Source organism: Candidatus Cloacimonadota bacterium (assembly GCA_016932035.1).
Taxonomy (GTDB): Bacteria; Cloacimonadota; Cloacimonadia; order JGIOTU-2; family JGIOTU-2; genus Celaenobacter.
Genome location: JAFGDR010000036.1, coordinates 29,151 through 45,660, shown reverse-complemented (window position 1 = coordinate 45,660; position 16,510 = coordinate 29,151). Strand labels below are relative to the sequence as shown.

Sequence of the window (16,510 nt, the reverse complement as noted above, 5' to 3'; positions counted from 1 at the left end):
TTATTGTGATCACAATTTTAGCAATAATCTTTCTTATTGGCATCCTTGTTTTCGTGCATGAACTCGGACATTTCGTTATAGCACGTCTAAACAGAGTGAAGGTTGAGAAATTTTCATTTGGCTTTGGTCCAAAACTCGTTTCGTGGACAATAGGGGAGACGGAGTACAGAATTTCTCTCATTCCTTTGGGCGGATATGTTAAAATGCTTGGTGAGAACCCGGATGAAGCTTCTGAAGAAGAACTTCACGATGACCGAAGTTTTAAACAGAAACACTGGTGGCAGAAAGCTCTCATTGCCTTTGGAGGTCCTTTTGCGAACTTCCTGTTTGCATTTCTGATACTCGCCCTTACCTATATCATCGGTATCAAAACGTATGATCTTGCACCTGTTATTGGAAGAATATCTGAAGAAACCTATCAATTTCTACCTCTTGAAAGTGAAGACAGGATACTGAGCGTCGATGGAAACCAGGTTAGAGGTTGGACATCAATCATACAAGAATGGGCTAAAGATTCATCCGATAATCGAGAGATTGTTTTTGTAAGAGATAATGACACACTGACAACCGCAATAGCAAATTTTTCTTATGAAAAATGGATCACTGATATCAATCCCTATGTTCCAGCAGTTATCGGTGATGTGTATTATGGATTACCAGCATATCAGGCAGGTCTTAAAGAAGGAGATAGAATTCTTCAGATCGAGGATCTGCACATTAATGACTGGTATGATCTTCAGGAAATTATTAAAGAAAATGCTGACACACCTCTTCATTTTGTGATTCTAAGAGATGAAGATTATCTTGAGATGGATATTACACCGCAGATTAATATAGAACTGGATGAAGGGTCAGGAATGATAGGTATTTCCCAGATATTAGATCAGGAATATATCGAACGGTTTTCGGTTCTAACATCCTTCAAATACAGTTTCTTAACCACGATAGATATCATTGGCAGATATTACAGCGGATTGTTCAAACTTGTTAAACACCCTTCGCAGGTCGGAAAGAGTGTTGGCGGTCCGATCATGATTGCATCGCTCACGAGTCAGCAGGTAAAAGAGGGTGTGAGTGCCTACCTCTCATTCATTGCAATGGTCAGCATCATTCTTATGATCGTTAATCTGCTGCCAATTCCTGTATTGGATGGCGGGATGGTCATATTTTCCATTATCGAGGGCATTAAGGGCAAACCGCTTAAATTAAGCACGCAGGCGGTCCTTCAACGCATAGGTGTTGTAGTTTTACTCTTTATCATGATTTTTGCTTTCTACAACGATATTTCGCGTTTTGTGGGGCGATATTTTTCTTTAAGGCGGACGAATAGTCCAACAACAATAGAAAAACCACAATAAATGAGTCTTTCATTCAAAATTATCACAAAAGATTCAGCAACTTCTGCTCGAACTGGCATATTAACTCTACCACATGGAAATGTGCAAACCCCTGTCTTTATGCCTGTGGGTACGTTGGGAACTGTTAAAGCGACATCTCCTGAAGAGTTAGAGCAAATTGGGTTTGATATCATTCTTGGAAATACTTACCATTTGTACTTGAGACCAGGAGATGAACTTATTCGAAAAGCCGGAGATCTGCATGGTTTTATGAATTGGGATCGAAATATCCTGACAGACAGCGGAGGATTCCAGGTAATGAGCTTACAGCAATTCAGGAAGATAACCGAAGAAGGGATCCAGTTCCAGTCACATATTGATGGCAGTTCGCATCTCTTCAGTCCTGAACGAGTGATGAAGATAGAACACAACCTTGGAGCTGATATTATCATGGTTCTCGATGAATGCGCACCTCATCCATGCACAAAAAAATATGCAAAGGAATCAGCAGAAATGTCACTTCGCTGGGCGCAACGCTCTAAAGTCAAACATGAGCAGCTTGGTGGTAATCAATCATTGTTCGGAATTGTGCAGGGCAGTATTTTTGATGACTTGCGTGAAGAGAACGCAAAAAAACTTATTGATATCAATTTTCCCGGCTACGCCATAGGTGGTTTAGCTGTCGGTGAAAAAAAGGAGGATATGCTACGAATTGTTAACTTGATGGATGAAATCCTGCCAAAAGACAAACCACGTTACCTTATGGGAGTTGGAACTCCACTTGATTTGTTAGAAAATATTGAACGAGGGGTGGATATGTTCGACTGCGTGATGCCAACCCGGCATGCGCGCAATGGCCAGGTTTTTACCAGAGATGGAAGACTAACCGTGAGAAATGGAAAATATAAGGATGATTTTCGTCCACTGCAGGATGATTGTACCTGTTATGCTTGCAGAAACTTCTCACGAGCGTATATTCGACATCTCATCAATGTGAATGAGATACTAGGAGTCAGATTAACAACACTGCATAATTTAACGTTCTATAATACCCTTATAAAAGAAATCAGAGAAGCAATAAACAATGGAAGTTTCTCTGAATATAAAGCAAAGTTTATTGAAAGATATTCATTTTCAGAGAATTAATATAGTAATATTTGAAACCTCTGTATTTAAATATATTTTGAAAGGAATGAATAATGAAAACAGCAAAGATACTATGGATAGATGATGAAATACATATGCTGAAACCGCATATTCTTTTTCTTGAAGAAAGGAATTTCGAGGTTGTGGCAGCATCAAATGGGAATGATGGGATCGCACTTACTGAAGAACAAAACTTTGATATTGTGCTGTTGGATGAAATGATGCCCGGTCTCGACGGACTGGAAACACTCGAAGCAATTCACAGGATTAACGAAACACTGCCTGTTGTTATGGTCACAAAAAACGAGGAAGAAGGTTTGATGAACAAAGCGATTGCTCAGCAAATAACCGATTATATCATCAAACCAATCAATCCTAACCAGGTGCTGATGTCTCTCAAAAAAATATTGATGTCAGAAGAGATCAGAAGGAATCGAACTGGTGAAGAATATGCAGAATTCTCTGCAAAACTTAATCAGAAATTATTTACTGAACCGAACTGGCAGGACTGGATTGACATATACCGGTCTCTTGCAGAATGGGATTTGAAATTGGATCAACTCTATTATGAGGACATTATGCAGATGCACTCGTTTGAAAAGAAGAATTGTAATACCGAGTTCTCTAATTATATTACAGCACATTATGAAGATTTTCTTACCGGATCTGAAAGACCTGTTCTTTCTCCCAATATAGTGAAAAAGTACGTTGCAGATAAACTTTACTCCAAGAAAGTCGTTTATTTCGTTGTACTGGATTGCCTTCGCCTTGACCAGTTCATGGTGTTCAAACCTTTTATTGAAGAGCTTTTCAATGTAAAGACTGACTATTATTACTCAATATTACCAACCTCTACACCATATTCTCGAAATGCGATCTTCAGCGGAATGTTCCCTGGCAAAATTGCACAGGTATATCCGCAATTCTGGAGAAGTAGTAAAGAGGTGGAAAGCAGTCTGAACCGTGATGAACACTTCTTTATGGATGAGCAACTGAAAAGAATGGATATTCCCATGCCCCAGGGAAGTAAGTATATTAAAGTACTGAATACTGAAGAGGGCGAATATATTACAAAGAAGATACCTGCTTATAAGAAAGAGCGTCTGGTCATTCTTGTTTATAATTTCCTAGACCTTCTCCTTCATCACAGATTTAAAGATGAAGTACTTCAGGAGATCATACCTAATGACCGTGCCCTGAGATCGTTAACGAAACTGTGGTTCCTCAATTCACAGTTCTATGAAACACTCAAACTGATCTCAAAACAGGACGCTGTGGTTGTCTTAACAACCGATCATGGTTCTATCAAGGTGGAGCATCCGACAAAAGTAATATCAGATAAGGAAATTTCTTCAGGATTACGAGCAAAACATGGTAAAAATATTACCTGTAATGAACGGCACACCATAAAAGTAACGAGTCCAAAAAATTATGGACTGCCTGTTGAGAACGTTGTAGAAAACTTCATTTTTGCGAAGGGTGATCATTATTTTGTGTTTCCCACAGATTATAATGAATATAAACGAAAATTCGACGGTACTTACCAGCATGGCGGTGTTTCAATGGAAGAAATGATCCTTCCGATCTCAGTGCTAACCCCTAAAAAGTAAAGTCTTTGCATCAATATGAATGAATACATCAGCCATTCAGAAGAAGAAACTGCAAAAATAGCCTGTCATGTAGCTCATCAGCTCAAACCAGGTGATGTGGTTGCCTTTAAAGGTCAACTCGGAAGCGGTAAAACCTTGTTCGTAAAAAAAATTGCTGAAGAACTCGGTTTTAACGGATATGTCTCAAGTCCAACATTCACGATATTGAATATCTATGAAGGTTCGATTTTGCTTTATCATTTCGATTTCTATCGACTTAAATCCATAGAAGAAATTGAGAAGATCGGTTTTTCTGACTTGCTCCTGGAGGATGGCATTTTCTTTATTGAATGGCCGGAGAAAGCACTCAAACTTCTGCCTGCCGAATATTTTGAAATAAGTATTGACATTATAGATGGGACTCAAAGAAAAATAAAAATAGAGAAATTTCCAGAATAGAGGAAGTATATGTCGCAGTTGATGAAGAGTGTATCAGGAATTAGAGGTATTGTTGGCGATTCTCTGAATGCTGAACTTGTTCTCTTGTTTGCAAAACGATTCGGTGTGTTTTCTGGACGAGGAAAAATTGTTGTTGGACGTGATTCCAGAACAACCGGCAAAATGCTGTTCAATGCAGTCTCAGCAGGCTTGATGTCAGTTGGTGCTGATGTTATCGATCTTGGCATTTGCCCCACACCTACAATTCTCCTCGCTGTCGATAATCTTCACGCTGACGGTGGCATTGCGATCACTGCCAGTCATAATCCTCCGGAATGGAATGCACTCAAGCTCATCAATAAGGATGGCACGTTCTTAACACCAGTACAATCAAAAGAATTTTGGGATATAGAAGAGATTACATTGAAGAATCTCGATTGGGAACATATTGGTAGCTTCTCCACCTATGAAAATGCGATCGATGATCATATCAAAGCAATATTGGATTTACCGATTATTGAGACAGATGAAATACGAAAGGCGCATTACACCGTTGTTATCGATTCAACTAATGGTGCAGGCGGTGTGATGTCTCCCGGCTTACTCCAAGCGCTTGGATGTAATGTAATTGAACTTTTCTCAGAACCAACTGGTCGTTTTTCACGTGTCGCAGAACCGGTGGCAAAAAATCTTTCGGAATTGGAAAAACTGGTTAAACAGAATCATGCTGATGCTGGTTTTGCCACGGATCCGGATGTAGACCGGCTTTCGCTTGTTTCAGATAAAGGTATTGCATTGGGAACGGAGTTTACCCTTCTTCTTGCAGAAAAATATGTACTTTCACAAAAGAAAGGGAATATTGCTACGAATCTCTCTTCCTCAATGGCTTCCGACCAGATCGCACAGGAAAACGGAGTTGAGATATTCCGATCAGCAGTTGGTGAAATAAATGTTGCTGAAATCATGAAAGCACATGAATGTGTTATTGGAGGTGAAGGCAATGGAGGAGTTATCCTACCCGATCTCCATTTTACACGTGATGCACCACTTGGAATGGCTCTCATCCTTTCGTATATGGCAACATCAAAAAAGAAATTATCCGAACTGGCAGCAGAAATTCCACGATATTATATCTACAAAACTAAATGCGAGTTGCAGCCGCATATTGATTTTGATAAAATAAGTGCAAGTATCAAGAAAGATTATTTTAAGCAAAAACTCGACGAACAGGATGGTATAAAGATCATCGATCCCGAGTATTGGATTCATATCAGGAAATCAGGTACAGAACCGATCGTGAGAGTTATTGCTGAAAGTGATTCAGAAACAAGATCAAAAGAGCTGTGTGACAATATTATCGAGAACTATTTTGAGTAGGTAAAATGGATAAATTTACTGAATGGCTGCATAACCTTACGAACATTGAACAGGATATTGTTTGGAAGATCGTTGTAACAATAGCTGTCCTTGCTGTTTTAAAGATCATTCACATGATCATCTTGCGGATTATGTGGAAGAGTATCGATGAGCCCAAAAAACGATATAAATGGAAAAAGACTCTCACCTATATCTTCGTATTCATCGGTTTCCTTCTTCTTGGACGTGTGTGGCTTCAGGCATTTCAGTCTCTTGCTACGTTCCTTGGTTTGCTTTCTGCAGGTCTTGCAATTGCCCTCAAAGATATCATCACAGATATTGCTGGCTGGATATTCATTGTATGGCGGAGACCCTTTGAGGTTGGGGATAGGATCCAGGTTGGCAATCATGCTGGTGATGTTATCGATATACGGCTTTTTCAATTTACTTTGCTTGAGATCAGAAATTGGGTCGATGCTGACCAGAGTACCGGACGGGTCATCAATATCCCGAATAGTAAAATACTCAACGAGGTACATGCGAACTATAGTAAGGGTTTTCAGTATATTTGGAACGAAATACCGGTTCTGATAACCTTTGAGAGTAATTGGAAAAAAGCAAAAACCATCCTCCAGCAAATCGGCAATAAGCATGCTGAACACCTTACTCCGCATGCAGAAAGAAAGATCAAGGAAGCTTCCCGTAAATATATGATCTTCTATAGTAACCTTACTCCAACGGTTTATACGAGTGTTAGGGACAGTGGAGTAATGCTTACTATCCGTTTTCTTTGTGAACCACGCAAGAGACGTATGAGCGAGCATGCAATATGGGAAGATATCTTAACAAACTTTAATAGTACAGAAGGAATTGAATTTGCATATCCGACAAAGAGAATCTATTATAATAAACCACAGGATTTTTCTGGTCACGGTTCAGACAAGATACCTGATCCGGAAAATCTAGAATAAAAGGAGATATACCATGTATGATAAAGAATCAGAGAAATACAAACAAGCAAAAGCCCGTGTAGAAGAAATCAGGGGATTCTGGTCACATGTGGCTGTTTATATCATTGTTAATCTCGGATTGTTTCTTATCAATATCTTAACAACACCCAATCAATTATGGTTCTACTGGCCCCTTCTTGGATGGGGAATTGGATTATTTGCACATGGATTTCATGTATTTGGAGCGAGGGGTATTTTCGGAAAAAATTGGGAAGAAAACCAGATCAAGAAGTATATGGATAAAGATAATTAGATAAACCCATAATTGCCACACATATAATAGAATAGAGAGATTTATCTAAAGTAAAATATTACATATTTCTCATCATTAATTCCGCTTCTTTAATGTCTTCTTCAGTATCGATACCAAATCCAGAATAATCGGTTACAATTACTTTGATTGGGATGCCGTTTTCGAGTAGGCGAAGCTGTTCCAGTTTTTCTGTTTTTTCAAGATTTGATTGGGGAAGTTGAGCAAACCTCATCAGTGCATTTTTTCTAAAAGCGTACACACCGATATGTCCTAAATAGGAGTAACTTTTGTTCCTCCTGTTATATGGTATAGCCGATCTCGAGAAATATAATGCATATCCATTTATATCACAAATTACTTTTATCCTGTTTGGATTTTGCACTTCTTCAATATCAACTATTTCATGGGCGAGTGTTGCAACATGTACATTCTCATTTTCGAAGGAATTAATGAGAGGTTCGAGAGTGTGTTTGTTTATAAATACTTCATCCCCTTGAACATTTATAAAGACATCAGCATCCATGCTTGCTGCTACTTCCGCGATACGGTCGGTACCCGAAGAGTGAATTTTCTCTGAAACAAAAACTGTGCCATGAAAGGTTTTGACCTCGTTTGCAATTCGCTCATCATCAGTTGCAACAACAACTATATCAAATAACCGAGTTTTAATAACATTGTCGTAAATATGATGAATGAGTGTTTTATCTCTAATTTTTCTGAGAGGTTTTCCCGGGAGCCGTGTTGACGCAAACCTGCTGGGAATGATGGCAACTGAACTTAGCATATTTCCTTGAGATATGAAGTGAGTTTTTGTGCAACTTCTTCCGGTTCACCTTCCAGCATCATGGTTTTTTTCTCAAGTGATGGAGTGTAAATTTTCTCAACCCAGGTAGGAGAACCATTCAAACCGACTCTCTTTTCGTCCAGATCAAGATCCTCAAATGTCCAAACTGGGATTTCCGCTTTCTTTGCCTTCATTTTTGTGCGTAAAGAGGGGAGACGCGGTTCATTTATGTCCTTGACAACAGTGATGACAATTGGAAGTCTGGATTCAACAACATCAAATCCGTCTTCCATCATCCGATGTGCAGTTATCTTACCATTATCGATGGAATCTATCTTTTTCACAAACGCGATCTGCGGAATATCAAGATGCCGTGCTACACCAGGTCCAACCTGTGCTGTATCACCATCTATTGCCTGCTTACCAAAAAGAATGATATCATAATCACCGATTTTTCTTACAGCAGCAGAGAGGGTGTAACTCGTTGCCAGTGTGTCTGATCCTGCGAATTTTCTATCAGATATAAGGATTGCATTATCTGCTCCTATTGCAAGAGCTTCACGTAGGGCAATCTCGACTTGTGGAGGTCCCATGCTGATAACGGTAACGATGCCACCGTGGGCTTCTTTAATACGCAGGGCTTCTTCGAGAGCATACATGTCAAAAGGATTTATAATACTTTCTACACCCTCGCGAATCAAGGTATTGTGTTCCGGATTTATCTTTATATCTGTTGTGTCTGGAACTTGTTTGATGCAGACAATTATTTTCATTTTAACTCCTGATTACATTCCAAGTATTTTATCATCTGAGCCAAGCAAAAGGGTACAATCACCCTTTAGATCGAGTGTGCTGAGTTCAACATTATTGCCGATTATGCTTTCGATTATTCTCCCTTTAATATTTCGGAGGATTGTGTTTTCCATGATGATTGAATTTTCAATCCGAGCATTTCTGATAACTGAACCTTTCCCGATACAGGTATAGGGGAGAAGTGTGGCATTTTCGATCTCACAGTTTTCACCGATAATGACCGGTCCCTGCAATGTGCAAGTATGGATTCGAGAACCTCTTCCAATATAGATCGTCCCTTCTATGATGGATTCTTCGTCGAGATCGCTTTCTCCAGCAATATGCCAGCCATTGAGTTTACCGCATAGATACATATTCGCATCAATGAGATCACGGGGTTTGCCGGTATCGAGCCATTTTCCCTTAAGAATTTCTCCTTTTACAGTGAGTCCTTTATCGATAAGTCCTTGTATCGCATCGGTAATTTCATATTCTCCACGCCAAGAAGGCTGAAGCTCATCGATTGCCTGGAATACATCTTTATCAAAAATATAAACACCGGCAATTGCAAGGTTTGATGGAGGATCTTTCGGTTTTTCTATTACTTTTACCATCTTATCTCCCTCAAGAACTGCTATGCCGAATCGTTGTGGTTCATCAACTTCTTTTAGGATAATGATGCTGGAGGGCTTTTCATCATTGTATCTACGAACCAGATTTGTCAGGTCATCCTCAAAAATATTATCACCTAGAAAAACCATAAACGGTTCATCGCCGACGAAATCCTGACCCATTTTTACTGCATGTGCAAGTCCTTTTGGAGAATCTTGAACAATATAGGTAATCTTTGCGCCAAGCTGGGAGCCATCACTGACACTTTCTCGAATCTTATCCTCCTTATAACCCACGATCAACCCAATATCTGTAATACCGAGATTAACGAGTTTCTTGATTATATGATATACGATCGGCACATTAGCCAGTGGTAAAATATGCTTCGGTATTGAGTATGTAAGGGGTTGCAATCGCGTACCCTTTCCAGCACATAAGACCAATGCTTTCATATGAAAAACCTCCAGAATGAGCTTTGTTTTTGACATTTGATAAACCATGATTCATGATGTCAATGAATACAGAGTATAAAATAAGGTGATAAGTTTCAAGAAATTAACTTAAATACAATCAATATTTTATATAATTCTTGACATCATTGGTATAAAAACAGTGTGCTTTTTTATATTGCTTACACTATATATTTCGTTCTGAGAAATTTGGGTGTATACATGATGATACTAATTCTTGAATATTTGATTTGCAAAGGAAATACTTCTTAATGAATGAAAAAAACAAAGCTGCTGGTTGTGTTTGTAGCTTTCAAATAAAAAAAATACTCATTTCAGTTATTTTTGGTTTAATCGGATTCTGGGCAAATTTTCATGCAGTTAATTTCATGCAGTTCGCAGATTTTAAAGTAAGCATTCTCTTTGGGCTTCTGTTTCCGCTTTTTATAACACTCATGTGGGGCTGGAAATTTGGCCTTTTCTCAGCACTTGCAGGCGGGTGCCAGACAATGTGGTGGCTTTGGTTTACTGATGGCTGGGGATTTCTCTATGCTGTACCAGTATTCACCCTTTGGATAGTATGGCATGGCTATTGGGCGGATTACAGAAAAACTCATGAACACCGATGGTACGCGAGTATGTATATCGTTGAAATACCATTCAGGATTGTCATTGAACTTGGTTTTTTAACACTATTCAGATTGCTGGTATCATTTAATCCTCCTCCCTGGGCACCTCAGTTAACAAATAATTTTGTCTCGATATCGTGGGTGGCTTTCGTAGCTATCAAACACACGATTACTGCATATGTACTCCTTCTTATTTGTGATGTATTTATGCATATAGCTCCAATACGAAAATTTTTTAATCCGGAAGAAAAAACAGATTATCGAGAGACTACATACATTATAAGTGCGGCAGTGCTGATCGGTTGTGCATTCTGGTTTATTCAGGGGATCATGGACTATTTTGTTTTCTATAAAGGTCAGAGCAGCTTTCTCGATATGATGTTCGTGCATGTTCCTCTAAATTCGTTATTTTCCCGTAATCTGTTTCTTTTAATTACACTTCTTGTAGGAGTGATCTTATCGAGGATACAACTCCAGCTACGGAAAAAGGATTTGATATTACAGGAGAAAAATAGAGAACGGGATAAAATACTTAACTCAATCGTTACTGGTTTGAATATATACAATGTAAAGAAGCATATGTATGAGTATATAAATACAGAATATACAGCAATTACCGGATGGACTCTTGAAGATATAAACAGCATGGGAGCGTCGTTTATTGAACTTTTTCATCCTGAGGATAGACAGCAAGTAATGGATCATATGGCTGAAGTTGTTCATTCGACAACAGATAAAGTCATAATGGTCAGTTATCGTTTTAAAACGAAGAATAAAACGTGGAAATGGTTGATATCATATGATGTTCCTTTTGAAAGAGATAGGGATGGGAATGTGACAAGATTTCTTGGCTCATTTATTGATATGACGGAAAACGTTGAAGCACATAAAGAACTCGAAAAATATAAAGAGCATCTTGAGGAGATGGTTGAGAATAGGACCAAAGAACTTGAGAAACGTAACAAAGAATTGTTTGAATTCAATAAACTATTCCAGGGTAGGGAGTACAGGATAAAAGAATTACGCGATAAGGTCAAAACGTTAAAACAGAAATTGGAAAAATACGGGACTGAAAAGAAACAGAATTAGAGGATATCAAAACTTACTTAAGCACAGTCTGAATTGTGAGAAAGTATATATACTTATAATAAGTATTATTAATCCCCGATAGACAAAGAAAGATATAACAAAATTAAGTATTCCGATATTTACTTAAGTTTATTCTTTGTGTACTATTCTTTAATAGGTGTAATTTAATAGGGATACTCCTACCATTTTCTTGACAACTCAGAACCTTGTTTCATGACTCAATACGTTGATGCGAGATCATGAAAATGAATGATATGAAAATACATAAGAAAGAAAATCCATAATGAGTTCATTACGTGGAAATCCAAATTACTATTGCCCAAAACTGATCAGCTATGGAGATACCATTACAGAGGGTATTTATCACATTCATTCGAGGTTTAGCAGAACGATCAATCTTCAGAATGGAAATATACTTCTTTCAATCGTAAATCAGGACATTGGAAAAGGACCATTCAATATCATTCTGCATTACTTTGATCTACGTGAAATACACTCTCTTATTGTGCTTCAAAATGTTATTATCATAAACAAGATCCCATTTCAGTTGCATGAAGATTTGAAGTACCATTCAAAGATCACATTCCAGAATGCTAAAGTAGATAAACTTTATGAAAATTTGAACTTTGTAGAATCCTTTCTTGCGGAACAAAGCCCGGAAAAAAGCTTAAGTTTTCTTTTCAATGAAAAAAGAGAAACGTTTTTCGCAACAACCTTCGAGAGAGCATTTTTACAACGAATAAAGCAAGGGATCGAATACATGCAGAAAGGGACTTTGGAAAATCTAAAAAAGGGGATTGCTTGGATCAAAGGATGCGGATTCGGTCTTACCCCGAGCGGAGATGACTTCCTTGCCGGACTTCTTTCGGGATTGTATGTTAAACATGAGATCAAAGGTAATGATCTTTCCGAAGTAAGGAAACTGATATACACATATGCCCAGGGTGAGAATTTTATCTCAAATTCCTTTCTCACCAGTGCATACAAGGGATTGTTCAATGAGCGATTCAAGAATTTTATTATGTCACTTTTTCAGAAAAACCACGAGCAGTTAATGTCGCATGTTGAATCTTTATTGGATGTGGGAGCAACCTCTGGAGCGGATACGCTTGTGGGATTTATATTTGCATGGAAGAAAGCAGGTGAGCTGTGGTTATAAAAGGAAAAATTAACAAAGGGGAATATTTTGATTCGGTCACATTGATGATCGTTGCTCAGAAATTGAACGGCTTGGATGGTGTACTCGATGCTGCTGTTGTGATGAACACAGAAGAGAACAGATCGATCCTCGATGCATCGGGATTATTCATTCCAGAATTCAGGAAAGCAGAGAGTTCTGATCTTCTTATATGTGTCAAAGCAAAAACAGACGAGGATGCAAAAGAAGCATTGCAGCACGTTGATGGCATTTTGGATTCGATCAGGAAAGAGATGAGTGATACCGAGGATTTTTTGCCCAAGAGTCTGGATACCGCCCTGAAAAGTATGCCGGATGCGAATCTTGTACTTATCTCGATTGCGGGTAAATATGCAGAGCGGGAAGCAATGAAGGCATTGAAAAAGGGATTGCATGTGATGATCTTTTCGGATAATGTCCCGCTCGAAGATGAGATCGCTTTGAAAACGTATGCACATGAGAAAGGTCTTTTTGTGATGGGACCGGATTGCGGTACTGCTATCATAAACGGCATTCCTCTTGCTTTTGCAAATGTTGTAAAAAGAGGAAATGTTGGTATTGTTGCTGCTTCAGGAACCGGTCTGCAGGAGATCAGCTCGATCCTTTCGGACAGGGGAGTCGGCATATCCCAGGCTATCGGCACAGGTGGACGGGATGTGAAAAAAGAGGTCGGCGGTATCATGTTCTTGCAAGCCTTGGATGCATTGGATCGTGACGAAAATACTCAGGTAATCGTGCTTGCTTCCAAACCACCTGCAGAGGTAGTGGTCGATAAAATAGTTGAAAAATCAAAAGATATAAAAAAGCCGATCGTCGCAGTTTTTCTTGGAAGTGATAAAAAGATTTTGACAGATACAAAGATCATCCCGGCACATACGCTCGAACAAGCCGCACTAATCGCAGAAAAGATTTCCAAAGATGAGAATTGGCATTCTGTTGAGGACTATCTCGGGAAACGAAAAGCTGATTTGGTGGATGAAAAAAGAATATTTAATATCATTCAAAACTTCTCAGATAAGCAAAAATATATTCGCGGACTTTTCTGCGGCGGCACACTCTGTGAAGAAGCACAAATCATTCTTCAAGATATGGTCGCAGATGTGTATAACAACATAACTTTAGACAAAGAATTTGTCTTGAAAGATCCATGGAAGAGTAAGAAAAATACACTTATCGATATAGGTGCAGATGAATTTACGCTCGGCAGACCGCACCCGATGATCGATTATTCATTGCGGAACAGAAGAATCCTCCAGGAAGTAAAGGACAAAAATGTTGCAGTTATACTGTTTGATGTGGTACTCGGATTTGGATCGAATATGTATCCTGCAGAAGAACTCGTTCCTATCATAAAAGGAGCACAATCTCAGTCAACCGGTAAGGAGATTATCTTCATCTGTTCAGTTACTGGTACAAAAGAAGACCCTCAAGATAAAAAGATGGTGATAAATGAACTGAAAAAAGCTGGTGTATTTGTTTTTGAATCAAATGCCGCTGCCGCTGAATATGCAGGTTTGATCATCCAAAATATATCATATAAAAGAGCAAAGGAACAATCATATGGCAAAAAGTGATCCTTTTAATAAAGATTTGAATGTAATTAATATAGGGCTAAGTTCGTTCAAAGAAAATGTTGAAGAAGCTGGTGCTCATGCTGTTCAGGTTGACTGGAAACCACCAGCAGAATTGGATAAAAAAATACTAAACGTTCTTTCGAATAACGAATCATATATCGAGAAGCAGAACAAAAAGTGCCTTGAGAAAATTTTGAAAGGTGCACCGGTACTCATCGATCTAGATCGTGCAATCGATGTGATCCCTGGTATGAAGAAAAATCTCATTCTTCATGCTGGACCATCGATCACATGGGAGAGAATGTGCGGTCCTATGCGTGGTGCGATAATCGGTGCACTGATGTACGAAGGTATGGCAAAAAATCCCAAAGAAGCAGAGAAACTGGCATCGTCGGGAGAGATCGAGTATGCGCCCTGTCATGAACACAAAACGGTGGGGCCAATGGCTGGTATCGTTTCAGCTTCTATGCCGGTTTTTGTCCTGAAAAACGAAACCTTTGGCAATCATGCATACTGCACCATGAATGAAGGTTTGGGGAAAGTGCTTCGTTATGGTGCTTTCAGCGATGACGTTGTTAAAAAGCTCAAATGGATGGAAGCAGTACTGTATCCGGCACTGAAAAAGGCAGTTAGAGAACTCGGAAAGATCGATCTGAAAAACCTGATTGCTCAGGCACTTCATATGGGTGATGAAGTCCATAACAGAAACAGGGCTGCCACCTCACTCTTTTATCGAACGATTGCACCTGTAGTGATCAAAACAAATGATAAAGATATCGCGATCAAGGTGCTGGAATTCATAAACGGAAATGACCATTTCTTCCTGAATCTATCCATGCCTGCATGCAAAGTCACCCTCGACGCAGCTCGAAATATCAAAGGGAGTAGTGTTGTTGTGGCAATGACGCGTAATGGAACGGATTTTGGCTTGCAACTTTCCGGTACGAAAAATCAATGGTTTGTCGGTCAGGCACCAATCCCTGATGCATTATTCTTCCCGGGATATACAAAAAATGATGCAAATCGCGATATTGGGGATAGTTCCATAACAGAGACAAACGGACTCGGCGGCTTTGCAATCGCAGCGTCACCGGCAATTGTTCAGTTCATCGGTGGTGCTGCAAAAGATGCGCTTAATTATTCCCAGGAAATGTATGAGATCACAGCCGGAGAAAATAATATGTATCAGATACCTGCACTGAACTTCCGTGGAACACCCACGGGAATTGATGTGATTAAGGTTAATGAAAAAGGAATATTACCCTTTATTGATACAGGTGTTGCACACAAAAAACCGGGAGTCGGACAGGTTGGCGCAGGAGTGTTGAGTGCTCCGTATGAACCATTTAAAAAAGCCCTTGCCGGCTTTATAACATCATTGGATAAAAAAGAAAAGAATAAATAGTAGGAGATCCTATGAATAACAACGAATTTCTCGAATTTATGGATAAGGTGCGGGTGTATGACCTGACGCAACCCCTCAGCGTCCACACACCTCCATGGCCGAGTTACATGCCCTTGCAGGTTCAATACTTCAAACGTCTAGCAGGTGCGCACATGGGACAGGGAGCTAACGGACAGATCATCAAAACAAGTAATCATGTGGGTACGCATATCGATGGACAGATACACTTCTTCGGAAGCGGAAAGACCATCGGACAAGTGCCGATCGAAGACTGGATCGGGCATGGTGTTGTGGTCGATATCTCGGACGAGGTTGAGGATTACTCACTCTATTCACCTGATATGCTGAAAAGCAAAGCTGAGATCAAAAAAGGGGATATTCTTATCATCAATACAGGATATCACCGTTATAGCTGGGATCAGCCAGAGTCTGACGAAGTGCGTTATTTTGTGAAGCATCCGGGACCTGATCCGGATTTCCATACATGGGCTTTGGAAATGAAATTCAAATGGATTGGTGTGGACTGCGGAAGTGCTGACCATCCCATGAATACGATTATCCGCGACTGGCATCCAAAGAAATTTATTGAAGCTGACAATAAACTCAAAGCAAAATACAATCAATCATGGGACGAGATGTTCCCACTCGAGGAGTACTACCAGGTCATGCATCTGAAATTGTTCCCCAAAGGATTAGTTCATGCGGAAAACCTTGGCGGTGAGATCAACAAGGTGAATAATAAACGTGTTTGGATCGGATTGTTCCCGCTTCGCGGTCTTGAACTGGAATCATCAATGTGTCGTATAGTAGCTCTTGAACCCCCGAAGTAAAAAAAAGATATTCAATAAAAAAAAACTAAAGACAAAATAC

General features: G+C 39.4%; 14 protein-coding genes and 1 pseudogene. 12 read left to right on the top strand and 3 right to left on the bottom strand.

Features of this window, described 5'->3' with window-relative positions; translation table 11 throughout:
* Positions 1 to 5 precede the first annotated feature (5 nt).
* The 7 genes and pseudogenes from rseP to JW794_06540 all read left to right on the top strand — a co-directional run bounded on the left by rseP (position 6) and on the right by JW794_06540 (position 7,129).
* Positions 6 to 1,358: an RIP metalloprotease RseP gene (gene rseP, locus JW794_06570; GenBank protein ID MBN2017769.1), complete on the top strand. Its 1,353-nt coding sequence runs from the start codon at positions 6 to 8 to the stop codon at positions 1,356 to 1,358.
* Complete coding sequence (tgt, locus tag JW794_06565) at positions 1,359 to 2,483, top strand: tRNA guanosine(34) transglycosylase Tgt (protein MBN2017768.1); 1,125 nt, start codon at positions 1,359 to 1,361, stop codon at positions 2,481 to 2,483. It abuts the gene before it with no gap.
* A 53-nt stretch (positions 2,484 to 2,536) separates the two neighbouring features.
* Complete coding sequence (locus tag JW794_06560; GenBank protein ID MBN2017767.1) at positions 2,537 to 4,093, top strand: response regulator; 1,557 nt, start codon at positions 2,537 to 2,539, stop codon at positions 4,091 to 4,093.
* Positions 4,094 to 4,108: 15 nt separating this feature from the next.
* A pseudogene (tsaE, locus tag JW794_06555) lies at positions 4,109 to 4,553 on the top strand (tRNA (adenosine(37)-N6)-threonylcarbamoyltransferase complex ATPase subunit type 1 TsaE).
* Complete coding sequence (glmM, locus tag JW794_06550) at positions 4,541 to 5,887, top strand: phosphoglucosamine mutase (GenBank protein ID MBN2017766.1); 1,347 nt, start codon at positions 4,541 to 4,543, stop codon at positions 5,885 to 5,887. Before tsaE ends, glmM begins: the two are co-directional and overlap by 13 nt.
* 5 nt (positions 5,888 to 5,892) lie before the next feature.
* Complete coding sequence (locus tag JW794_06545; GenBank protein MBN2017765.1) at positions 5,893 to 6,837, top strand: mechanosensitive ion channel; 945 nt, start codon at positions 5,893 to 5,895, stop codon at positions 6,835 to 6,837.
* 13 nt (positions 6,838 to 6,850) lie between these two features.
* Positions 6,851 to 7,129, top strand: coding sequence for a 2TM domain-containing protein (locus JW794_06540; protein MBN2017764.1), 279 nt, complete (start codon positions 6,851 to 6,853; stop codon positions 7,127 to 7,129).
* Positions 7,130 to 7,187: 58 nt separating this feature from the next.
* Here JW794_06540 and kdsB read toward each other — a convergent pair whose 3' ends face one another.
* Genes kdsB through JW794_06525 form a run of 3 tightly spaced genes read right to left on the bottom strand, consistent with a single transcriptional unit; the run spans position 7,188 to position 9,769 of the window.
* Positions 7,188 to 7,913 carry a 3-deoxy-manno-octulosonate cytidylyltransferase gene (gene kdsB, locus JW794_06535; protein MBN2017763.1) on the bottom strand — a complete coding sequence of 242 codons (726 nt, stop codon included), beginning with the start codon at positions 7,911 to 7,913 and terminating at the stop codon, positions 7,188 to 7,190.
* Positions 7,907 to 8,686, bottom strand: coding sequence for an electron transfer flavoprotein subunit beta/FixA family protein (locus JW794_06530; protein ID MBN2017762.1), 780 nt, complete (start codon positions 8,684 to 8,686; stop codon positions 7,907 to 7,909). The genes kdsB and JW794_06530 overlap by 7 nt, the downstream gene beginning before the upstream one ends.
* 12 nt (positions 8,687 to 8,698) lie before the next feature.
* Entirely contained in the window at positions 8,699 to 9,769 is a 1,071-nt protein-coding gene (locus JW794_06525) for a glucose-1-phosphate thymidylyltransferase (protein ID MBN2017761.1), read from the bottom strand.
* A gap of 269 nt (positions 9,770 to 10,038) precedes the next feature.
* Here JW794_06525 and JW794_06520 point away from each other — a divergent pair, with 269 nt between their 5' ends.
* The 5 genes from JW794_06520 (at position 10,039) to JW794_06500 (ending at position 16,470) form a co-directional block, all read left to right on the top strand.
* Positions 10,039 to 11,484, top strand: coding sequence for a PAS domain-containing protein (locus JW794_06520; GenBank protein ID MBN2017760.1), 1,446 nt, complete (start codon positions 10,039 to 10,041; stop codon positions 11,482 to 11,484).
* Between the two features lie 283 nt (positions 11,485 to 11,767).
* The gene (locus JW794_06515; GenBank protein MBN2017759.1) at positions 11,768 to 12,643 is read left to right on the top strand and encodes a DUF2877 domain-containing protein; all 876 of its coding nucleotides are present in this window, start codon (positions 11,768 to 11,770) and stop codon (positions 12,641 to 12,643) included.
* Positions 12,634 to 14,235, top strand: a complete 1,602-nt coding sequence (fdrA, locus tag JW794_06510) for an acyl-CoA synthetase FdrA (protein MBN2017758.1) — start codon at positions 12,634 to 12,636, stop codon at positions 14,233 to 14,235. The genes JW794_06515 and fdrA overlap by 10 nt, the downstream gene beginning before the upstream one ends.
* A complete protein-coding gene (locus JW794_06505) occupies positions 14,222 to 15,640 on the top strand; it encodes a DUF1116 domain-containing protein (protein MBN2017757.1) in 1,419 nt (472 codons plus the stop codon). The genes fdrA and JW794_06505 overlap by 14 nt, the downstream gene beginning before the upstream one ends.
* An 11-nt stretch (positions 15,641 to 15,651) precedes the next feature.
* Positions 15,652 to 16,470, top strand: coding sequence for a cyclase family protein (locus JW794_06500; protein MBN2017756.1), 819 nt, complete (start codon positions 15,652 to 15,654; stop codon positions 16,468 to 16,470).
* Positions 16,471 to 16,510: the final 40 nt, after the last annotated feature.